Annotated in this window: 21 protein-coding genes; 5 read left to right on the plus strand and 16 right to left on the minus strand. The window is 46.0% G+C overall.

The genetic code is table 11. The features are described 5' to 3' along the window. Positions 1-514 precede the first annotated feature (514 nt). Positions 515-952, plus strand: coding sequence for a peroxiredoxin (locus tag H6G17_RS19440; protein WP_192159918.1), 438 nt, complete (start codon positions 515-517; stop codon positions 950-952). A gap of 36 nt (positions 953-988) precedes the next feature. Here the strand turns inward: H6G17_RS19440 and H6G17_RS19445 are convergent, their stop codons facing one another. The 6 genes from H6G17_RS19445 to H6G17_RS19470 form a co-directional block, all read right to left on the minus strand. Continuing rightward, positions 989-1411, minus strand: a complete 423-nt coding sequence (locus H6G17_RS19445) for a hypothetical protein (RefSeq protein WP_192159920.1) — start codon at positions 1409-1411, stop codon at positions 989-991. Positions 1412-1414: 3 nt separating this feature from the next. Next, positions 1415-2311 carry an ABC transporter permease gene (locus H6G17_RS19450; RefSeq protein WP_192160033.1) on the minus strand — a complete coding sequence of 299 codons (897 nt, stop codon included), beginning with the start codon at positions 2309-2311 and terminating at the stop codon, positions 1415-1417. 140 nt (positions 2312-2451) lie between these two features. After that, positions 2452-3471, minus strand: a complete 1020-nt coding sequence (locus H6G17_RS19455; RefSeq protein ID WP_192159922.1) for an ABC transporter ATP-binding protein — start codon at positions 3469-3471, stop codon at positions 2452-2454. 125 nt (positions 3472-3596) lie between these two features. Further along, positions 3597-4571 (minus strand): heme o synthase, encoded by a 975-nt coding sequence (locus tag H6G17_RS19460; protein WP_192160035.1) that lies wholly within the window; start codon positions 4569-4571, stop codon positions 3597-3599. Positions 4572-4775: 204 nt separating this feature from the next. After that, on the minus strand, positions 4776-5741 hold the full coding sequence (locus H6G17_RS19465; RefSeq protein WP_192159925.1) for a heme A synthase: 966 nt from the start codon (positions 5739-5741) through the stop codon (positions 4776-4778). 281 nt (positions 5742-6022) lie between these two features. Beyond that, positions 6023-6196 carry a hypothetical protein gene (locus H6G17_RS19470; RefSeq protein ID WP_192159927.1) on the minus strand — a complete coding sequence of 58 codons (174 nt, stop codon included), beginning with the start codon at positions 6194-6196 and terminating at the stop codon, positions 6023-6025. 106 nt (positions 6197-6302) lie between these two features. On the opposite strand from H6G17_RS19470, the gene H6G17_RS19475 reads away from it, so the two are divergent. The 3 genes from H6G17_RS19475 (at position 6303) to H6G17_RS19485 (ending at position 9930) form a co-directional block, all read left to right on the plus strand. Further along, positions 6303-7388, plus strand: a complete 1086-nt coding sequence (locus H6G17_RS19475) for a cytochrome c oxidase subunit II transmembrane domain-containing protein (RefSeq protein ID WP_192159929.1) — start codon at positions 6303-6305, stop codon at positions 7386-7388. A gap of 149 nt (positions 7389-7537) precedes the next feature. After that, a complete protein-coding gene (ctaD, locus tag H6G17_RS19480; RefSeq protein ID WP_192159930.1) occupies positions 7538-9283 on the plus strand; it encodes a cytochrome c oxidase subunit I in 1746 nt (581 codons plus the stop codon). 26 nt (positions 9284-9309) lie between these two features. Continuing rightward, positions 9310-9930, plus strand: a complete 621-nt coding sequence (locus tag H6G17_RS19485) for a heme-copper oxidase subunit III (protein WP_192159932.1) — start codon at positions 9310-9312, stop codon at positions 9928-9930. Positions 9931-10038: 108 nt separating this feature from the next. Here the strand turns inward: H6G17_RS19485 and H6G17_RS19490 are convergent, their stop codons facing one another. From H6G17_RS19490 to ribD, 10 genes are all read right to left on the minus strand, one after another. After that, on the minus strand, positions 10039-11556 hold the full coding sequence (locus tag H6G17_RS19490; protein WP_192159934.1) for an NAD(P)/FAD-dependent oxidoreductase: 1518 nt from the start codon (positions 11554-11556) through the stop codon (positions 10039-10041). Beyond that, on the minus strand, positions 11538-12668 hold the full coding sequence (gene cobD, locus H6G17_RS19495; RefSeq protein ID WP_192159936.1) for a threonine-phosphate decarboxylase CobD: 1131 nt from the start codon (positions 12666-12668) through the stop codon (positions 11538-11540). Before cobD ends, H6G17_RS19490 begins: the two co-directional genes overlap by 19 nt. A gap of 31 nt (positions 12669-12699) precedes the next feature. After that, entirely contained in the window at positions 12700-12984 is a 285-nt protein-coding gene (locus H6G17_RS19500; RefSeq protein ID WP_015156000.1) for an HU family DNA-binding protein, read from the minus strand. 305 nt (positions 12985-13289) lie between these two features. After that, a complete protein-coding gene (locus H6G17_RS19505; RefSeq protein WP_242038492.1) occupies positions 13290-14015 on the minus strand; it encodes a DUF4340 domain-containing protein in 726 nt (241 codons plus the stop codon). Between the two features lie 5 nt (positions 14016-14020). Further along, a complete protein-coding gene (locus H6G17_RS19510; RefSeq protein ID WP_192159938.1) occupies positions 14021-15580 on the minus strand; it encodes a Gldg family protein in 1560 nt (519 codons plus the stop codon). Between the two features lie 126 nt (positions 15581-15706). Continuing rightward, positions 15707-15898, minus strand: coding sequence for a type II toxin-antitoxin system HicB family antitoxin (locus H6G17_RS34735; protein WP_347276452.1), 192 nt, complete (start codon positions 15896-15898; stop codon positions 15707-15709). Positions 15899-15958: 60 nt separating this feature from the next. Beyond that, positions 15959-16417 carry a GFA family protein gene (locus tag H6G17_RS19515; RefSeq protein WP_192159940.1) on the minus strand — a complete coding sequence of 153 codons (459 nt, stop codon included), beginning with the start codon at positions 16415-16417 and terminating at the stop codon, positions 15959-15961. A 47-nt stretch (positions 16418-16464) separates the two neighbouring features. Next, positions 16465-17283, minus strand: coding sequence for an ABC transporter permease (locus H6G17_RS19520; RefSeq protein WP_192159942.1), 819 nt, complete (start codon positions 17281-17283; stop codon positions 16465-16467). 6 nt (positions 17284-17289) lie between these two features. Beyond that, on the minus strand, positions 17290-18309 hold the full coding sequence (locus H6G17_RS19525) for an ABC transporter ATP-binding protein (RefSeq protein ID WP_192159944.1): 1020 nt from the start codon (positions 18307-18309) through the stop codon (positions 17290-17292). Positions 18310-18336: 27 nt separating this feature from the next. After that, positions 18337-19506 (minus strand): bifunctional diaminohydroxyphosphoribosylaminopyrimidine deaminase/5-amino-6-(5-phosphoribosylamino)uracil reductase RibD, encoded by a 1170-nt coding sequence (gene ribD, locus H6G17_RS19530; protein ID WP_192159946.1) that lies wholly within the window; start codon positions 19504-19506, stop codon positions 18337-18339. Positions 19507-19769: 263 nt separating this feature from the next. On the opposite strand from ribD, the gene hisC reads away from it, so the two are divergent. Then, positions 19770-20822, plus strand: coding sequence for a histidinol-phosphate transaminase (gene hisC, locus H6G17_RS19535; RefSeq protein WP_192159947.1), 1053 nt, complete (start codon positions 19770-19772; stop codon positions 20820-20822). Positions 20823-20848: the final 26 nt, after the last annotated feature.

Below are 20848 nucleotides of genomic sequence, written 5' to 3' on the forward strand. Positions count from 1 at the left end.
CACAAGTTACCCAAAATTCATAGAGGAAAACATCAAAACGAGTCTAATGCTCGTTAAATTTGGCAAACCTCGATCGGTTTATTTCTACCCTTGAGAATCGGTAAGGCTTGCTACAAATTTTATCTTTTTTCTGTTTTAAAGACAAAGTAAGCGAGCGGATAGTTTTAAATAAGATCTTGAACAAGATGTTAATGAGTTTTCTAGGGAATTAATGTGAGAAAACTCTTAGATAATTTGGACGCAAAAACTTATGGTTGAAAATTAATAATTATGTATACTGAGAGGCTTGACAAAGCATCCCTTAAAGCTAAAAGTCACTGAACGGATCTCTCGCGATCGCTGAGTGTTAAGAAATTATGTTAAAAAATAGAGTTTAAAAAGATAACAATTATTGATAAAATAATCGAGAGAGGAAATACAGTAAACTCTTTTTCGATCGCCACAATAATAGTGATAGATAAGATATGTTTACTGTTAGTAGATTCAATCAACTTTTAGGGAGATACTGAAACTTATGGCTTTAGCAGTTGGTACGCAAGCACCTACATTTACAGTCAAAGATACTAATGGTAATACAGTCTCCTTATCTGATTTTGCTGGTAAAACTGTAGTTTTGTACTTCTATCCAAAAGACGATACACCGGGCTGTACGAAACAAGCTTGTAGTTTCCGAGATGCCAAGCAAACCTACGATGGCAAAGAAGTTGTAGTCTTAGGTGTAAGCGTTGATGACGAGCAGTCTCATCAACAGTTTACTGAGAAATACGGGCTGAATTTTCCGCTCTTAGCTGACACTCAGCAGACTCTAGTTAAAGCCTATGACGTTGACGGTGGCGGCTATGCCAAGCGCGTAACTTACGTCATTGATGGGAGCGGTAAGATTATCCACGTTGATAGCAGTGTTAATACCACAAGCCACGCTAGTGACGTGCTAGCAGCATTAGGATTATAAAAAGTAAAGGGATGGCAACGCCATCCCTTTACTTACTTATTTTGTTTGAGGTGGATTAGCAGGATTGTTATTAGGCTGCAATTGATTTTGTTGCATCCTTTGTAGCTGCTGCTGGCGAAACTTAGCAGCGGCATCGTCCAAAGATTGATTTTGCTCGGTGGCAAAATCTCCCGCAGAACGAATATTACCCATTTGAGCGCGGTGCATAATATCCATTAAACCGCTCATAGCGTCGCCAGTATCACCACGGGAAAAGGGATCGCGGTTTTGTTCCTGATTCAGATCCCGCAGAGGTTCGGCATCTGTGGTTGCTTGCGCCCAAGTGGGGTGTGGTAGTAATAAGGTAGCTAAGCTCGTTCCTACTACTGCACCGAAAAAGATTTTTGTTAGAGAGGAAGCAGAGATTTTCATGGAGTGATGGCTCACATAACTGAAAATAGGAGAAAAGGTAGGCTTCATACCTTATGCCAGAGTCCGCCGCAGTAAGGGTTGAATGCTCAGCACAGCTACGAAGCTAAAACCGACCAACATCAGTATAGCTCCGCCAAATGTCACTGCACCCCAAGGAGCTTGCATGACTACACTACCTAAGTTCCAGCTATTGTGTAGATAGAGATAGCGAATCGGTTCGATCGCATAGCTTAATGGATTGATTGTGGCGACAATTTGCAACCACTTGGGCATAAAAGACAAAGGCGCGAGAGCCGTGCTAGCAAATAGTAAGGGTAGTTGAGTCACGAAAATTACAGCAATCAGTTCTATATGTCCTGGTAAAGCGAAGGCTAAACCGAGACTTACAGCTGTTACGCCCAAAGCCAGCAGTAAAATAATTAAAGCGATCGCACCCAAACCAGCTAGATTGGGTAAGCCAGCGCCCAAAAAGGCAGCCGCCGCCACAATTACCGCTGCTTGTAACAAACTCTGACTGACAATAAAAATAGTTGAAGCTAAAACAATCGAGAAGCGCGAAGCCAGAGGAGCCACCAATAAGCGGTTTAAAAAGCCAAATTCGCGATCGAACATGACTGGTAATCCTGCATTTAGCGCTCCTCCAAAAGCAGTAAAAACGATCACGCCAGCACTTAAAAATTGACCGTAATTGGTGCTATCTCCAAACAGTCCTTTGGGGGCATTTTGAAACAAAGCACCAAATAGAATCAACCACATGACAGGTTGAATAATTCCAGCAATTAAAGTTGAGGGGCGACGCTGCAACTGGATGAAAAGGCGGCGAGTCAGTGCCAAAGTTTCTTGGACGAGTTCTCCTAGCCAGTTAGGAGTATCTTCTTTTTGAACTGCCGTCGATGCCAGTTGTTGCCAATTAGCATCAGATTTTGGAGGTATAAAAGTGCTGCTCATATTATTGTTTGGTAATTGGTAATTGGTAATTGGTAATTGGTAGTTGGTAGTTGGTAATTGGTAGTTGATAGGTGTTAATAGTGAGTTGCAAATGACCAATAACTATTAACCATTAGTACCCGTTACCCATTACCCATTACCTATCTCATATTTTGCTTTCTTTCTGCTTTGGGATCGCGGCTTCCGGCGGCGGCGAGTTCGGCATCCATCAGAGTGCGACCTGTGGCGGCGAGGTAAACGTCGTCTAAACTAGGGCGAGATTGGGAAATGCCAAAAATTGGTAAGCCAGCAGATTTCATCGCTCCTTCAATTTGAGTTAAAGCTTCTGCTTGGGGTGTGACAACGAGATTGAGCGAGTTACCTTGAGCGCTATTAACGATCGCTTCTTGGACGAAGGGCAGTGCTGTCAGCATTTGTTTAGCTTTTTCTGCTTCTTCTGGGGGAGAAAACTCGCGGATGCGGAGGGTAATGCGATCGCCTCCTACTTTGTCTTTCAATTGGGAAGGCGTACCGGAAGCAATAACTAAACCGCGATCGATAATTGCTACGCGATCGGCTAATGCGTCAATTTCTTCTAGGTAGTGGCTGGTGATTAAGACGGTAGTTCCTAGTTCGCGCAGTTGGCGTAAAAAATCCCACACGACAAAACGGCTTTCAATATCCAGTCCAACCGTGGGTTCGTCCAATACCAAAACATCGGGAGCGTGTAGCAAGCCTGCTGCTAAGTCTAGACGCTTGCGTAATCCCCCAGAGTACGTTCCCGTCTTTTTGTCTGCGTACTCCTGCAAGCCGAGTAAATTTAATACCGTGTCCACCCGCTGTTTGACTAGTTTACTAGGTATGTGGTAAAGAGACGCTTGCAATTGTAGCAACTCGCGTCCAGTCAACACTTTATCGAGGGCGACTTCTTGGGCTACGTATCCCAATCTTCGTCTAGCGGCTCTAGGGTTATCTACTACTGAAATTCCAGAAACTTCTACTACTCCTGCATCTGGTGTAGAGAGGGTACACAAGATGCGCAAGGTTGTAGTTTTACCCGCACCGTTGGGACCGAGTAGACCAAAAATCTCCCCAGGTTCGATCGCAAAGGAGATGTCTTTGACAGCCTCAACACTGCCATAACGCTTTTGCAAATTTTGGATGAAAACAGCAGGAGCCATAGGAGCTTTTTCTCGCTAGCAGCGATACAAATCTAAATACTTCCTGTCTTCATCATAGAAGAGTGAGTAGTGACTAGTGACTAGTGGCAAGAAAATAGATTGACTAGCCACTAGTCAAAGCACCACTATCTAGAAATGAGAATCGTGCTGATGATGGTGTTTAAGCTGGAAGCTAAAGCGTTTGCAACCTGGTGGGTGAAGGGTAGGCTATCGACCACCATGCCCGCACACAATAGCATCATGTAAAGGATGGAGTAGAGGAATAGCGATCGCGCTTGAGTTTTACAGGTGGGATTGTGCCATAACAGCCAAGCTTTTTGCACGAAGATGCTACCAAGAATAAGGGCGATCGCGCTGTAAATGAAACCGCATGATTGCAGGGGATAAATCAGTAAAAACGTAGTGGGGATCAGAATTAAGGTATAAAACCAAATCTGCTTTGCTGTAGCCTCGTCACCTGCTACAACTGGTAACATCGGTACGCCTACTTTGGCGTAGTCTTCGCGGATCATCAATGCTAGCGCCCAGAAATGAGGTGGTGTCCACAGAAAGACAATGGCGAAAAGCGTCCAAGCCGTCCAGCTTAAAGTGCCTGTCACCGCTGCCCAACCAACTAAGGCGGGTACTGCCCCTGCTGCACCACCAATGACGATATTTTGAGGGGTATGACGTTTGAGAAAATGGGTATATATGGCGATGTAGAAAACGATACCAGACATTGCTAACAGAGCCGCTAGCAAGTTGGCAAAGACCGCTAAGAGTGAGAAAGAAATTACGGCTAGGGCGATCGCAAAAATTAGGGCGTGGTGCGACTGTACTCGTCCTGAAGGAATTGGACGGTGGCGGGTTCGTTCCATCGCATAATCGATATCGCGATCGTAAATACAGTTGACGGTTTGGGCAGCAGCAGCAGCAAAAGTTCCCCCAACTAGGGTGACAACGAGTAATTTTGGATCGACTCGTCCTTCGGCTGCAATCCACATACTGCCAGCAGTTGTAATCAGAAGTAGAGGTATAATCCTCGGTTTAGTTAGCTGATAGTAGCTATGAACGACTTGAAGAAAGTTTTGATGGTGTCTAGAGACATCTGCCCCGATCATAAAATTCACACCAAATTCCGTTTATTTTGAAACCAACACAGTATCAGAAGTCAGAAGTCATTCGTAGGGGCGGGTTCACCAGAAATACTGGTCAGAGTCAAAGACAATTGGTAAACCCGCCCGTACAGGTGTCAGAAGTCAGAAGTCAAAATCAACTGCTCGTGCGCTCTCTGTGCTCCCTGCTCCCTAATAACTGGTCACTGGTCACTGCTCACTGATAACTGACAGCTGATTGCTATAACCGCGAGGATCGCTTCGCGAACCGCCGGAGGCATCGCGAATTGCTAGTACGGTGTAGCCAACCAAAACACCTAGTAAGGCTGCACCAACAAACTGGTGCGATACGGTCAGTGGTTCTACTTGTAAATGCAAGCGGAAGGTGGCGATCCCTAAAAGAATTTGTAGTAGGATTAGTCCGCCAGCCATGTTTGCCAGTCGGCGCAATGCGGGATGCAAAGCCGGAGTTCGCCAAGACAGGAGTACTAAAACTAAGGTAGCTAGCGTTGGGGGAACCACACCCCCGATGTGACTGTACATGACGCTACACAATTGCTGTCCGGTTAAGCATTGGTGTAGCGCCCAGCGCGAACCTACCAATGCGCCAAGCAAACTTTGCACGTAGACTAACACAGCAGCAGCCAATCCCAACCAAGCCAATTTACCTGCGTTACCAGTTCCTTGATAAGGCGTGAGTGCCGTGCCAATAACCAGTAATGCACTAAAGAATAAGAGCGCCGTTCCCAAGTGCGCAGTGACAATATCGAATCGCAGTAATTCCGTAACTGTCAGTCCGCCCAAGACCCCTTGAAAGACAATCAGGCTAAGGGCAAAGATCGCCGCCCAAGGTAGCCAGCGGGGGAGAAAGTTACGGTTCCACCAACTCACGACTGTTAGCGCGATCGCCCCTAGCCCGATTAAAGCTGCATCTAGGCGATGAAACCACTCTAAAAATACTTGAAAATTCATCTGTTGAGTCGGTACGAGCGTACCGTAACACAGGGGCCAGTCTGGGCAAGCTAACCCAGCATTCATTACCCGCGTAGCACTACCGATCGCCATCAAGATCAAAGTTGCTACGCATAATTTCCACACCAATCGCCGAATTCTTTCCCGTGGCTGGGACTGCTCGATTGTGTCTGTGTTTTGTCTTTGCAGGACGAACTCAGTCATGGACTGTACCTTAATTGCCTGTCTTCAAAGAGTTGCCAGTATCTAACCAAGTATTTACAAATATGTAAGTGCTAGCTCACCTTCCACCCTAGCGCATCGTCGCAAGGTGATTTGGTTAGCCATATACCTAATGTGCCGGATTGCCGTAGCTTAGCCCCTAAGCTTTAGAGATTTTTAAATTGTTCTACTCCGTTACATTTGTTCATGGTTTATAGATAACCAACTCAAACTTGAGCTAGATTCGCTTAGGTAGTCGATTCGATTGAGACGGGAATCAGTTGTCAGTTATCAGTAAGAGCGTGAAGAAAGGGTGTGGGGTGTTGGTAGTTGGTAGTTGGTGAAAGGCGCTCTTGCGCTCTGGCGAGAGGCAGTTTCTCTCTTTGCTCCCCTGCTTCCTCTGCCCCTCTGCTCCCTCTGCCCCTCTGCTCCCCTGCTCCCTGCTCCCTCCAAAACATCAGAAAAAATTAACTTGAGGATCGGCAGGTTTTGGGCTGGCTGCACTACCTTGGTAAGTGAGTGTGGCTAATTGTTAAGAAGCTAAAAATTATCAAATCCTTAACCGTGAACATTCCTAGTTCTATTTGGACGCTATTAATTGGCATCGTCTTGACTCTGACAAGTCTGTGGTACGGTCAGAATCACGGGTTACTACCCACGGCAGCCTCAGATGAAGCCACCTTGGTTGATGGGCTGTTCGACACAATGATGACGATTGGCACGGGTCTGTTTGTGCTGGTACAAGGCATATTGATCTATGCTGCCTTTAAGTTTCGCCGTCGCCAGGGCGATAACACTGACGCGCCTCCCGTGTTCGGTAATATTCCTCTAGAAATTCTGTGGACGGCGATCCCGGCAATTATTGTCATCGGCTTATCGATCTACAGCTTTGATGTCTACAACGAAATTGGTGGTTTCGATCCCCACAGCGCTCACGAAGCCCCTATTGCTGGGCAAGCAATGAAGATGCCAGGGGCAGCGATCGCGGCAACATTGAACGATACGCCGCCTAGCACCGAACCTAACGCAAATCAAATCAAGTCGGATGAGGCAATGTCAGATCCAGCTACAGCCTCCGTTCGTAACTCCGACCAAGTGCCGCAAAAACGCGATTCTCCTGGTATAGGTATAGTATCTCCTGGCATTGGTGCTAGCCCGGGTAACGAAGGAAAAGTCCCAGGGCTAGCAGTTAACGTCACTGGCTTGCAATATGCTTGGATTTTCACCTATCCAGATACGGGCGTTGTGGCTAGCGAATTGCACGTTCCTGCTGGTAAAGAGGTGAAGCTAGACATGACAGCAAACGATGTAATTCACGCCTTCTGGGTTCCAGAGTTGCGTTTAAAACAAGATGTGATTCCTGGTAGACAAAGTGAAATTCGCTTCACCCCAAAAATTGTAGGGGAATATAAAGTGATCTGTGCTGAACTATGCGGTCCTTATCACGGGGCGATGAACACCAAGTTTATTGTGGAAACACCAGAAAACTTTGACAAGTGGATGCAGGAACAACAAGTAGCAACTCAAGGCAACCTAGAACAGGCGATCGCCCTAAATGCCGCAGATCGTTCCCCTGCTGAATTTCTCTCCCCCTACACCGCGCAGATGGGAATTCAGCCCGATACGCTACACCAGCTTCACCATCACTAGTGTTGAGATTTTGAGGACAAGGGGAACAAGGGGGACAAGGAGGACAACGGAGACAAGGACGATGAAGCAACAGCCAAATCATCTCCTTTTCCTTCTCTCTGTTGTATTCCCCTACTCCCTACTCCCTACTCCCTACTCCCTTTTTTGTTATGACTCAAGCACAAATTCAACGATCGGCTAACTTATCTATCTTGGAAGCAGAACCAGGGGAAAGAAAGTGGCGCGATTACTTTACTTTTAATACCGACCATAAGGTAATCGCCATTCAATACCTGGTGACGACGTTTATTTTCTACTGTATCGGCGGCGTAATGGCTGACATGGTGCGGACGGAACTGAGAACGCCCGAAGTCGATTTTGTCAGTCGCGAAGTGTATAACAGCTTGTTTACACTTCATGCCACGATCATGATCTTTTTGTGGATCGTGCCAGCAGGAGCGGGGTTTGCCAACTTTCTGATTCCCTTGATGATTGGGGCGAAGGATATGGCATTTCCGCGCTTAAACGCGGTTGCGTTTTGGATGATCCCACCTGGGGGAATCTTACTCATCAGTAGTTTAGTCTTGGGCGACGCTGCCGATGCTGGCTGGACTTCTTATCCACCCCTCAGTTTGGTAACGGGACAATTAGGCGAGGGAATTTGGATTATCAGCGTCTTGCTGTTGGGAACTTCTTCAATTTTGGGGGCAATTAATTTTCTCGTCACCTTGTTGAAGATGCGGACACCAGGTATGAGTACGACGCAAATGCCCCTATTCTGTTGGGCAATGCTGGCGACTTCTGCCTTGACGCTCGTTTCTACACCAGTGTTAGCAGGTGCTTTGATTCTGCTATCTTTCGACTTATTTGCTGGCACGGCATTTTTTAATCCCACAGGGGGCGGCGATCCGGTAGTTTACCAACATATGTTTTGGTTCTACTCGCACCCTGCGGTGTACATCATGATTCTGCCCTTTTTCGGGATCATTTCTGAGGTGATTCCCGTTCACTCCCGCAAACCAATTTTCGGTTATAAAGCGATCGCCTATTCGAGTTTGGCAATTAGCTTTTTGGGATTGATCGTCTGGGCGCACCATATGTTTACCAGTGGTATTCCTGGTTGGTTGCGGATGTTCTTCATGATCACAACGATGATCATCGCCGTACCTACGGGGATCAAAGTTTTTAGTTGGTTGGGGACGATGTGGGGTGGTAAAATTCGGCTCAACAGTGCGATGCTGTTTGCGATCGGCTTTGTCAGCCTGTTCGTCATCGGCGGGATCAGTGGTGTAATGCTGGCTGCCGTACCGTTTGACATCCACGTTCACGATACCTATTTTGTCGTTGCCCACCTGCACTACGTTTTATTTGGTGGCTCGGTCTTCGGGATCTATGCTGGAATTTACCACTGGTATCCCAAAATGACAGGACGGATGATGAATGAATTCTGGGGTAAGGTTCATTTCGCTTTGATGTATGTTGGGATGAACTTGTGTTTCTTACCGATGCACAAACTCGGACTGATGGGTATGAACCGCCGGATTGCCGAGTATGATGCCAAGTTCGCTACGCTGAACTTTGTCTGTACGATGGGGGCTTACTTACTAGCTATCTCCACCGTACCGTTCATCATTAATGCGATTTGGAGTTGGATGTACGGTCCCAAAGCTGGTAACAATCCTTGGGAAGCACTAACCTTAGAATGGATGACAAGCTCGCCACCGGCGATCGAAAATTTTCATGGATTTCCCGTACTAGCAACTGGTCCTTACGATTACGGTATGGACAGACCTAAATCTGAGGTCGATGTTCCCTTGGCTGATGAAAGAGAACCGGCTTTAGCTGCTGGACCCAAATCGGCTTTACGTGCCGATCCCGACCCAAATGTAGCTGCCAATCCTGAAGATCGTAAGTAGAACTCCCACTCCCTACTCCCTAAATTATGCAAAGTCCAACCATAGACCCAGCAAAAACGGAACTTAATTACCACCACAAAGCAGAAGCCGCCCATCACGAAGAACATCCCGATTTTCGGATGTTTGGCTTAGTCATGTTCTTAATTGCAGAGGGCATGATTTTTATCGGCATGTTTGGCGCGTATTTGGCTTATCGCTCCACTTTACCCAGTTGGCCCCCCGAAGGAACGCCAGAATTAGAACTTCTACTACCAGGAGTCAACACGATTATCCTGATTTCTAGTAGTTTCGTGATGCATAATGCCGATACCGCAATTAAGAAGAATGATGTCACGGGTATGCGTACCTGGATGGCAATTACAGCGGCGATGGGGATTATTTTTCTGTCAGGACAGATCTACGAATACAGCCATCTAGAGTTTGGTTTGAAAACGAACTTATTTGCCAGTGCATTTTATGTTCTGACTGGTTTCCACGGACTGCACGTGACTGTTGGCGTATTGGCAATCTTAGCGGTTTTGTGGCGATCGCGTCGCGCCAACCACTACAGTCAAGAGCATCACTTTGGTGTAGAAGCCGCCGAACTTTATTGGCACTTTGTCGATGTTGTTTGGATTGTTCTGTTTGGTTTGTTGTATTTGCTTTAACAGTTAACAGTTATTAGTGTCGTCTGCTGTTAACCGATCTAAACTGAAGATATCTTACATTTTGCACTTGGTTGAAATTAGCCCCTACATAGGGGTTTTTTCTTATTGCTACACCCTGCACCCTATCTTGGCAAGCAGATTTTGCAGCCAATTTTTTTGACATAGTGAAGTAGAAAGATACTCGCTGGCAGTTTGAGCTAAAATTTCTCCCCAACTGGGATAGACGGAAACGAGATCGGCAATTGAGTCAATTTTTAGTTTTTGGGCGATCGCTAAAGCAATAACATTAATTAACTCCCCTGCTTGAGAGCCAATAATTGCCCCACCTAAAATCGTGCCATTACGCCGCACGACTAATTGACAAATCCCCGTCATTTCATCCTGAATTTGGGCGATTGCTAAAGTCTTAAAATAATGCTGTAATACTAAGACATCATTGTCATATTTCCGTCTGGCTTGAGCTACTGTAAAACCCACTCTTGCTAAGGGCGGATCGGTACAGACTAACCAAGGAATATTACGATAATCAACTCGATATTGAGCAGAAAACAAAGCATTTTGTAAAGCATTTTGCAGAGCAATTTTAGCTTCATAATTGGCAATATGAGCGAATTGATAACCGCCGATCGCATCTCCACAAGCATAAATGCGTGAATTTGTCGTTTGCAATTTTTGATTCAATCGCAGGCGATCGCGTTGCATTTTCACTCCCACTGCTTCTAAATTGAGCTGTTCGAGTTCTGGCTGTTGTCCGGCACAAAGTACAATTTCATCAAATTCCATAGCCTCTCGATCGGCTTGAATCCATTTTTTGCCTTCAATGCCTTTGACTTGAGTAACGGTAGTATGGGTGAGAACGCGCACTCCCTCAGCTTCGAGAATAGCTTGCAATAACTGAGCAATTTCTAGATCTTCTCTGGGTAAGATGTGAGGACGCTGGACAATTAAAGTGACATCTAAACCCAATCGTGCTAATGTTTGTGCCAACTGACACCCATTTGGATCGCCACCGAGGATTGCCCAACGTTTTGGTGGGTTCGGAGAAGTCAACGACGAGAAAACCTCGGTAGCGGTTAAGTATCCTGAAACTGCTAGCCCTTCAATCGCAGGAACTATCGGACGTGGGTTAGTGGCAATCAGATATTTCCGCGCTGTCAGGCAACGATTATTAACGACAAAGCCCAGATTTGGCTGAACGACAAACTTACCCTGTCCTAGAATAAAATCAACTCCTAAAGCAGCTAAAACAGTAGGTGAATTCTCCTCTGCTAAATTTGACTGGACGTTTTGCGCCCACTGCATTACCCGTTCCCACTGAATGGAAACTTGACAGTCATCGATCGCCTTTTCATGACTTACCTGCAAGCCAAAATTCCCCATCTTTTCCCATTGTCGAGCTAATTGCCCTATGTAAGAAAGGGAGTCAGGAGTCGGTAGGGGCAGGTTTAGAAACCCGCCCGTACGGGAGTTGGAAAATTTTGAATTTTGAATTTTGAATTTTGAATTTTGAATTGCTCCCTGCTCCCTCTCAACTAAAGCTACGGTAGTATTCTGTTGTGCGGCGATCGCGGCGGCGTAGCGTCCGGCTGGGCTACCGCCAATAATAACTATGTCGTAATCTGCCATAGTGCTTTGATGAGGCGCTCGTTTTCAGTTGTAGAGCGCACGGCAACCCGAAAATAGCGATCGCCCAGTTCGGGAAAACTAAGACAATCTCGGATTAAAATTCGCTCGTGTTTTAATAGCTGCTGTTGGAGTTTTGAACTCGGTCGCTCAGACTCTACCAATAAAAAGTTAGCAGCACCAGGCAGAGGTTGCAATCCTGGAATCTGAGATAACTCCTGCTCTAATCGCGCTCGTGTAGGTGGTAGCCATGCCCAAGTTTGTTGCTGAAACTGGCTATCTTGAAGTACCGCGATCGCCGCAGCAACGGCAAGAGTATTGACTGCCCAAGGATCGCGTCGCGCCAGCCAACAACTAAGACGTTCGGGATGGGCGATCGCGTATCCCAATCGCAGTCCTGGCAAGCTGTAAAATTTAGTCAGCGATCGCAAAATGACTAAATTAGGATATTTCTGCACCAATGGGATCAGACTTTGTTCCGCTGCTGGTGGTAGAAAATCCATAAAAGCTTCATCCACCACTACTAAAGCAAATTGCTCCAGATAGGGCAAAATTTCTTCTCTGTGCCACAACCGCCCCGTAGGATTGTGCGGATTGTTGAGCAGTAAACCAGAATTTGTAGGAGCGAGGAGTGAGGAGTGAGGAGTGAGGGGAATTTTGAATTGTTCCCCTGCTTCCATGTCCCCCTTGTCCCCCTTGTCCCCTGCTCCCTGCTCCCTGTTCCCTGTTCCCTCTAAATCCAACGGACACTCAACAACCTTTGCACCAAACGCTTTCAGCGCCCGCCAATAGTCGCCAAAAGCTGGAGTCACGAGGTAAGTTGCAGCTAATTCCGATAAATCCCAACCCGCCCACGTAAGTAAATCTGCCGAGCCATTCCCCGGCAGAATCCATTCTGGTGGTAACTGATGCACCTGCGCTAGAGCTGTTCTCAGTTCGCTGTAATTGGGATCGGGGTAGGAACTGAGTTGGCTTATGGCAGATTGAATCGCCGCGATCGCGCTTTGGGGTGGTCCCAAAGGGTTGATACTAGCCGAAAAATCGAGAATCGCTTCGGACTCACAACCCGCGATCGCTGCTGCCCAAGCTAAATTTCCTCCATGTACGGGTTGCATCCAGTTCGGGTTTCCTGCAAGAACTTTATTCTCAGTCTTCGGGAGGAGCGACTTTTTCTTTAAATAGCTTCCCTGCTGAGAAAGCCGGAACCTTAGTTGCCGGAATTTCCATTTTATCGCCAGTTTTCGGGTTGCGACCTTCGCGAGCTTTGCGCTCCCGCGACTCAAAAGAGCCAAAGCCTACTAGTGTCACTTTATCTCCTGTGGAGACTGCATCGATAATGGTTTCCAAAGCAGCTGTCAGCACGGCATCTGCTTGCTTTTTCGTCACGCTTGCCTTTTCAGCAATTGAATCGACTAATTCACCCTTGTTCATTTCATTCTCCTATGAGTTAACAAACTACCTCAAAACAAGTGATTCTGAACTCTCGCAACCTGAGCTTCAACTTTTGTCTGTGGCTAGTTTGCCCACTAAAATCGCTGAAACTCTCATTGGTTGGATATTTCATTGACCTATTCTAAGGTCTGCTTGCCAAATATAGATCGTTAAAACCTTTAAGTTATATGGATTTCAGGATTTTTTAGACAATTGCTCGATTTTTTCTGCACAATTTTTGACGAAATTCCGCCAATTGATTTTTTGATAAAAACAAAAAAATATAACCTGATATAATTGCAAGGCTATTTTTGATTGTTTTGAAGATTTGTTTGCGACTCTGGCGATTTGTTGGGCGGTGCTGAAGCCTGTTTCCACTCTGTTAGAGGTCTGTTGACAGCATTCTCAAAATTAGTAGAGACCAATAGTACGCTAATTTGAGCGGGTTGTGGAGTCGGTGGATCGGCTTGAGCGTACAAAAAACTACGGTTAAAATCTGGCTGACCCAAGACCAATCGATGAGTTTTCCCATCCTGTAACTTAACTTCTACCGTCGCTTGAGGTTGCTGTAAGCCATAGTCAGAGAGCTGTGCGGCGGGTACGGTCAAAACGCGATCGCTCTTACTACTGACCAACAAATCTAACAAATAGGCGATCGCCCCTTCGCTTGCTGGCGCTTTCTCGGGAACCTGCATTCGCCACCCCGTCTTACTATCCCGATCGCGAGTAAACTGTAAAGTTTGGTTGCGAGTCTTAACATTTAGAGACTGAATTTGGTCTTCTTTAAACGTAAATATTTGTTGCTGCTTTTCTCGTGCTTCCTGGCGTTGAGGCGTGCCTTGAATTTCATAAAAGTACACAAACCCCCCCATTCCCAGCGCGAGGAGGAGCAAAATTAAGGTCGTGCGTTGGAGTTTCATCAGAAGTGGGTAATGGGTAATGAGTAATGGGTAATTGGTAGTTGGTAGTTGGTAGTTGGTCGCGGTTCCCCGTTCTCTATTCCCTGCTCCCTGATAACTGATAACTGACAACTGATTTATCTCCGCAGCCACCACAGCAATAAAGCAGAAGCAAAACCAATCACTGGCAAAATGACTAGAGAGATCCAACCTAGAAGATTAATTTGTAGGGGCGTAAGATTCAGACGACGCTGTTTTTGTTCTTTAGGGCGCACGGATAGAGTTTGTTTGTTATCTTGACTGCTCAACCAGCTAACGGAATTTAAAAATACGTCTCCATTCAATTGCTGCTCGAATAATCCATCGATCGCAAATTGAGCGTTACCAATGACGACCATCCTGGCTTGAGTTGTCTTGGGAGCAGAATTAGCTACTGGCTCGGCTGAGACGATGCGATTGAGGGCGTAACCTATAGTTAAAGGACCTTTGCGATCGCTTTGAGGATTAAATTGCAATGGTTGGCTTTGGATGTTGCTTTCCGCCCAACTTTCAGCACTCGTTTGTAGAATTGGCGTTGCTTCCACCCCTGTGACTGGTTTGCTGTCAATTGCTCTCGCGCCACCGAAAATCGATAGATTACTCCCAAAATCTTGTGTAATTGGATGTTGTCCGTAGTTATCAACCACAGCAAAAGCAGGTCCAAAACCGATTGCTTGTCCTGCGGGATCGATAATCACTCGGTTATCTAGGGTAAGCCCCCAATTTTGCAGCAGACTATCTAAATTGGGGTTTGTATTTGGGTCGAGGAGTAGCATCAAACTTCCACCCTGTTCTAAATACGCGCTTAAGGCTTTGACTTCTTGCGGAAATAATCCTCGTTTGGGACTAGCAACGATAACTACAGTCGCATCTTGAGGGATCTTCGCTTGCTGGACTAAATTCAGCGGTTCGGCAGCAAAGTTTCTATCTTTAAGTGTATTCAGGGCTGAGGATAGCTTACTCTGTTCCCCGATCCCAACTTCGCCGTGACCTTGAAGGAAATAGACTTTTCCAGCGCGATCGCTTGTCACTTGCTGAATTTTAGTTGTCAGTTGCACTTCTGACAATCGCCCTTGTCCGACCGATTGTACGAACTGTCGCCGATTGCCTGCTTCTACATAAACATCACCAAACGATCTCACGCCAAACTTTTGAGCTATCCCTGGTCGTGTTTGCGGATCGACATACTCAAAACTAAATTGCGACCCTTGACGGCGATAATTTTCTAATAATGCTCGATCTTGAGGGTTTTGGTTGCGATCGAACACCCACACTTTGACAGGTTGAGACAAATTTTGGACAATTTCCCGCGACTGAGGGGCTAGCGTATATAGTCCCGTTTCGGTGAAATCGATCCGCGTTTGATAGCGCGTGGCTAAGAAATTAATCAGTCCGAGAATGACCAAAACTGCTAAAGTTGCGGCGATCGCATTTGTTCCCGCCTGAGTCGAACGTCGCTTCCACCACTTAGTTTTATAGGCTTGCCACAGCAAACCTAAAAGACTCAAAACAGCGCCAGCAGCAATTAATCCTAACGGGATAATTCCCCAGCTACCTGCAACAGTCCCCGCTGTTAAGCCCATGAGGATGAGAAAGGGACCGAGTAAAAATAGATATTGCCAGTAGTTTTTTTTCGTTTTTTTAGCAATGGTTTTCATAATAAATTGATTTTTGAGTATGGCAGAAGAGATTCCCCCAACCCCCCTTAAAAAGGGGGGCTATATATAACTTATAGGAGGCAATGCAGTAGAAAGCATCTGTTATTCGTGAATAATTTAGGATTTCTATAATCTTGGATTTTCTGATTTCAAGACTTCTGTGCCAAAAGTTTCAATATGAAAACGAATAGCCGATCTAACATCTGACACAGCTTCTTCATAACTATTACCTTCACCAATCACAACTCCTTCAATTCCGATTGGGTATGCAACGTAACCATCAGAGTATTTTTCTACAATAATCTTGACATTTTGTATTTACATAACTTCTCCAGTCTGAAGCATCTGAATTTTTGGCGTAGTCTTCTGGATTCCAAATCATATAGAATTACGTATACAAAAATGCTCAAATAATTGCGTAAAATCACCTGGTTGTGCTTCATAGTTGAGCATTGTGTCGTCAAAATTCATCCATTTTTGGGCGCTTTGAGTCCACAAATTATCGACAGGTTTCAACCAACTAGTATCATCTAGCGTGCCAGGTTTAACGTTAGTAATTTTGGGATTACGAGCGGGGTAATGAAACAATCTCGTTCCACACTCATCACAAAATAAACAAATAACTTCACGCCCACTGTCAGAAAACCGCTTCCACTGTTTCGGTTGTCCTTGCAAAATAATAACTGCCTCACGAGGCACAGGCATTGACATCCCGAACGCACTGGAAGATTGTTGTTGGCATTCTTTGCAGTGACAAGCATAGAGGGTTAAAGGTTCAGCCTGTATCTCGTAGCGAATTTGTCCGCATTGACATCCCCCAGTGTAAGGAGCCGTCATATTTTTACCTTAAATTAATTACTTGTTTTTGAAACGCGATCGCAACATCAAGATCTTTGAAATCGCAAAGCGTCGATCGCCTGTGCGGTGAGAAAAATTCCTAACAGAATGTAACTGAGAAAAACAACTAAACTACTAGAATCAAAAATTCCTTGAATCCAATTGGTATAGTGTTTGAGTAAGGAAAGATGACTCAAAATTGCACCTACTGGCGTACCGCTGAGATTTTGGGCGATCGCATCTACCACCCAAAGAAACAAAATTAAAGCGAACGTAATAATCGCTGCCAAAATTGTGCTATCGGTGAGAGAAGAAATGAACATTCCTAAAGATAAGATCCCTGCCGCTAATAGGATGAGTCCCAAATGTCCCATCAAGGGAACGACTGGAAATACGGCAGGGTTCGCAGTACTTAAAGCAAATGCTTCATAAGCAAAAATTGGCAATATCAGCGTTAGAAAAAATGTAACAACTCCTAATAATTTCCCTACAGCAACCGCCCAGTTTGTTACGGGAGAAGTCGCGAGTAATTCCAAAGTTCCGCGCTTGCGTTCTTCGGCATACAAACCCATTGACAATATAGGCAAGATAAATAAAGCCAAAGAACCCATAATTCCCAAGAAAGCCTGTTGAAACTCGTAAGCCACATCAATCGGTGAAGCGGGAACTCCAGGTTGCTGCCCTTGCAGTAAATCTCTTTGAGCAACTTGCTGAATAATTCCTTGTGGACCCAACAGAATCAAGGCAAAGAAAAACCCAGATAATAACCAAAATATACCCGCGATCGCATAAGCCAAAGGAGAGACAAAATAACTTTGTAACTCCCTTCGATAAATCGCGATGATGTTACCAAAGATTAAACGCATAATAATTTACTCACCACTGCCGACTTCCGACTCCTGTACGGGCGGGTTTAGAAACCCGCCCCTACCGACTCCCGATTCACTTTCTAACGGCTTCTCTTCCATAGTCAGTTCTAAGAACACATCCTCCAAAGATGCTCGCGTTCTTCGCATTTCGTAAATTTTCAGTCCCATTCCGACCAAAACGGCAACAATATCTGGTCCTGGCTCCGTAGTTGGTTGGGAAACGACTCGCAGCACGTAGCGATTGGCTTCTGTGGTAGATATTGATTCTACCGATCGCACGCTGGGCAGCATTTTTATTAATTGTTGCGCCGCCGCGCTATCGCCTTCAGTCTCAATTTCGTATCCTGCACCACCAGTTAGGTTGGCTTCTAAGCTATCAGGAGTTCCGGTAGCAATGATTTGTCCGCGATTGATGATGGCGACACGGTTACAGGTCATACTAACTTCCGGCAAAATGTGGGTAGAAAGCACGATTGTATGGCTATCAGCAAGACTTTTAATTAAATTACGGACATCAATAATTTGACGGGGATCGAGTCCTACCGTAGGTTCATCGAGAATAATCACTGGGGGATCGTGAACGATCGCCTGAGCGATCCCCACCCGTTGACGGAAACCCTTAGAAAGTTTGCGAATCAAGACACGCCGTTTTTCTTGTAGGTTACACCTTTCAATAGCTGCTTTGACCCGCCGATGGCGATCGCCTGCGGCTACTCCCTTCAGTCTTGCTACAAAATATAGAAACCCTTCCACCGTCATATCGAGATATAGAGGTGGTGTTTCTGGTAAATAACCAATCTGCTGACGCACGGCTAAGGACTGTTCGTGGACATCATAGCCTGCAATGCGTGCCGTACCGCTACTCGCAGGTAGATAGCCAGCTAAGATCCGCATAGTTGTCGTCTTTCCGGCTCCATTGGGTCCAAGAAAACCCAAAATTTCTCCCGCTTCCACGCTGAAAGTCACATCCTGAATCCCAGACGTAGAACCGTAAGTTTTACTCAAATGTTCGACTTCAATCATCAGTTGGTGGTAATTGGTAATTGGTTATTATTCTCCCGTGTCCCCCGTGTCCCCCGTGTCTCCCGTGTCCCCCTTGTCCCCCGACTCCCGACTTGGTAAATACCCTTCCATCAAACAATCAGATCCTACGGTGCGCCATTGGACTCGTTCGAGAGTTATGGCTTGTGTCATTTGGGTAAAACCTAAATCACCTACTGGGGTGGGGGCTGTACTTCCGCCGATGATTTTGGGGGCAATAAAGGCGAAAATTTTCTGAACTGTACCTTGGGCGATCGCTTCTGCTGCTAAAGTTCCGCCGCATTCCCACAGGACGGAAAGACAGCCGCGCTGGTAGAGATGAGCCATTGCTGCGGTGGGGGTGAGGGAATCGAGTTCTAAAATTTCTACACCGCGATCGCGTAATAGCATCTGCATGTCAGGGTTTGCTCCTGTTTGCGTCATTACTAATGTCGGTACTGTTTCGGTTTGCCACAAATGAGCTGTAGTTGGTAAATCTAACGTCCGGCTCATGACCACCCGCAAAGGATTAGGCTCATCAATTTGGCGGATTGTCAAGCGAGGATTGTCAATTCTCACGGTGTTTCCGCCAACAATGATGGCATCGCACGCAATTCGTAGCTGCTGCACTTCCTCTCGCGCTGCTGGATTGGTGATCCAAGCACTATGACCGCTTGTGGTGGCGATTTTGCCATCGAGGGTCATGGCATATTTGAAGATGCCAAAGGGTCGCTGATAGATCATGCGATGAATAAATCCTTCATTAAGTTGCCGACAGTCAGCCTCTTCCACTCCAACAACAACTTCAATTCCGGCACTGCGTAACCGCGCCACTCCTCCACCTGCAACAAGAGGGTTCGGATCGACCATTCCTACTACGACTTTTGCTACCCTAGCCGCGATTAAAGCTTCCGTACAAGGGGGAGTACGTCCGTAGTGGTTACAAGGTTCGAGGCTGACGTAAACGGTAGCTCCCAGAGCGCGATCGCCTGCTGCTTTTAAGGCAAAAACTTCTGCATGAGGCTGCCCCGCCCCAGGATGAAAGCCTTCGCCAACGATTTTTCCATCTTGTACCACAACAGCCCCAACCATAGGATTAGGGGCAGTGCGTCCCAAAGCACGACGGGCAAGGGTAAGACACCTTTGCATCATTTCTCGGTCGAAAGCATTACCTACCCTTGGCTCTATTTTGGAATCCATTGCCAATGCCGCTTGTACTCCAAAGATTAGCTGAGATTCTGCGCTATATTATAGGCTTGGTGAGAGTTTTACAGTACAAGCTCCCACATTTATACACGGATTAATACTTCCGATGGCGATCGGGATAAGGTTAACCGTCGAACTATTTGTTCATTTACAGGGCTTTTCAAAAAACCCGCCCCTACAACTGTACGGGCGGGTTTAACAAATAGATTGACAACCTTAGTTGTAAACTTTTGGTCAAAACCCGCCCCTACAAAGCTATGACATATTTTCGCCACAATATCGAGCAAATGTCAGGCTACGTACCTGGAGAACAGCTCATTGGTGCAAATATTATCAAAATTAACTCGAATGAGAATCCTTACCCACCGTCACCGTTGGTATTGGAAGCGCTGCGTAACTTAGATGGAGAATTATTACGGCGCTATCCAGAACCAATGGCTGGACGTTTTCGCACTGCTGTTAGTGCTGCTTTAGATATCCCTTCGGATTGGATTATTGTCGGTAACGGTAGCGACGAACTGCTTGGTGTTATTACCCGCGCTTGTACCTCACCACAGCGGCAGATTGTTTGTCCCATGCCAACATATGTTTTATACCGTACCTTGGCACAGATTCAGGATGCTGAATTTGTCGAAATTCCCTATGACGATAATTACAATCTGCCGTTAGAAGGAATCATCGCGGCAAATGGAGCTGTGACATTTATTGCTTCACCTCACAGTCCATCTGGTACAGTTGTGCCACTAGATTTACTCGACAAGTTAGCGGCGCAATTGCACGGTGTATTAGTCATTGACGAGGCTTATGTTGACTTTGCCACAGAAGATGCTTTGGAATTAGCTAAAAAACACGATAATGTCATCATTTTAAGAACGCTTTCCAAGGGCTACTCTTTAGCAGGGATCAGACTGGGTTTTGCTGTAGCTAATCCTGCTTTAATTGCCGGATTAATGAAGGTGAAAGATAGCTACAACGTTGATGCGATCGCCTGTATTGTAGGAGTAGCTGCACTTCAAGACCAAGCACACAAAAATGCTAATGCCGAGAAAATCAAAACGTCACGGGCAACGTTAGCTAGTGAATTGCAAAAACTCAACTTTGATATTTATCCATCCCAAGCCAACTTTCTTCTAGCGCGATCGCCTCATGGTAATGCCGAATATCTTTACTACAGTTTGAAAACAAGAGGTATATTAGTCCGATATTTTCCCCATCCGCGCCTAGAAGACAAACTTCGCATTACCGTTGGTACAGACGAGCAAAACGCTCAACTTGTCAAGGCTCTGGCTGAGATTATGGGAAAAATGTAGGGGCAGGTTTTGACCAAAAATTCTCG

This window comes from Chroococcidiopsis sp. [FACHB-1243], from assembly GCF_014696895.1.
Lineage (GTDB): Bacteria > Cyanobacteriota > Cyanobacteriia > Cyanobacteriales > Chroococcidiopsidaceae > Chroococcidiopsis.

Excerpts from the sequence above, each read along its gene's own strand:
- H6G17_RS19440 (WP_192159918.1), top strand. The coding sequence starts at position 515 with ATGGCTTTAGCAGTTGGTACGCAAGCACCTACATTTACAGTCAAAGAT.
- H6G17_RS19445 (WP_192159920.1), bottom strand. The coding sequence starts at position 1,411 with ATGAAGCCTACCTTTTCTCCTATTTTCAGTTATGTGAGCCATCACTCC.
- H6G17_RS19450 (WP_192160033.1), bottom strand. The coding sequence starts at position 2,311 with ATGAGCAGCACTTTTATACCTCCAAAATCTGATGCTAATTGGCAACAA.
- H6G17_RS19455 (WP_192159922.1), bottom strand. The coding sequence starts at position 3,471 with ATGGCTCCTGCTGTTTTCATCCAAAATTTGCAAAAGCGTTATGGCAGT.
- H6G17_RS19460 (WP_192160035.1), bottom strand. The coding sequence starts at position 4,571 with ATGATCGGGGCAGATGTCTCTAGACACCATCAAAACTTTCTTCAAGTC.
- H6G17_RS19465 (WP_192159925.1), bottom strand. The coding sequence starts at position 5,741 with ATGACTGAGTTCGTCCTGCAAAGACAAAACACAGACACAATCGAGCAG.
- H6G17_RS19470 (WP_192159927.1), bottom strand. The coding sequence starts at position 6,196 with ATGTTTTGGAGGGAGCAGGGAGCAGGGGAGCAGAGGGGCAGAGGGAGC.
- ctaD (WP_192159930.1), top strand. The coding sequence starts at position 7,538 with ATGACTCAAGCACAAATTCAACGATCGGCTAACTTATCTATCTTGGAA.
- H6G17_RS19485 (WP_192159932.1), top strand. The coding sequence starts at position 9,310 with ATGCAAAGTCCAACCATAGACCCAGCAAAAACGGAACTTAATTACCAC.
- H6G17_RS19490 (WP_192159934.1), bottom strand. The coding sequence starts at position 11,556 with ATGGCAGATTACGACATAGTTATTATTGGCGGTAGCCCAGCCGGACGC.
- cobD (WP_192159936.1), bottom strand. The coding sequence starts at position 12,668 with ATGCAACCCGTACATGGAGGAAATTTAGCTTGGGCAGCAGCGATCGCG.
- H6G17_RS19500 (WP_015156000.1), bottom strand. The coding sequence starts at position 12,984 with ATGAACAAGGGTGAATTAGTCGATTCAATTGCTGAAAAGGCAAGCGTG.
- H6G17_RS19510 (WP_192159938.1), bottom strand. The coding sequence starts at position 15,580 with ATGAAAACCATTGCTAAAAAAACGAAAAAAAACTACTGGCAATATCTA.
- H6G17_RS19515 (WP_192159940.1), bottom strand. The coding sequence starts at position 16,417 with ATGACGGCTCCTTACACTGGGGGATGTCAATGCGGACAAATTCGCTAC.
- H6G17_RS19520 (WP_192159942.1), bottom strand. The coding sequence starts at position 17,283 with ATGCGTTTAATCTTTGGTAACATCATCGCGATTTATCGAAGGGAGTTA.
- H6G17_RS19525 (WP_192159944.1), bottom strand. The coding sequence starts at position 18,309 with ATGATTGAAGTCGAACATTTGAGTAAAACTTACGGTTCTACGTCTGGG.
- ribD (WP_192159946.1), bottom strand. The coding sequence starts at position 19,506 with ATGGATTCCAAAATAGAGCCAAGGGTAGGTAATGCTTTCGACCGAGAA.
- hisC (WP_192159947.1), top strand. The coding sequence starts at position 19,770 with ATGACATATTTTCGCCACAATATCGAGCAAATGTCAGGCTACGTACCT.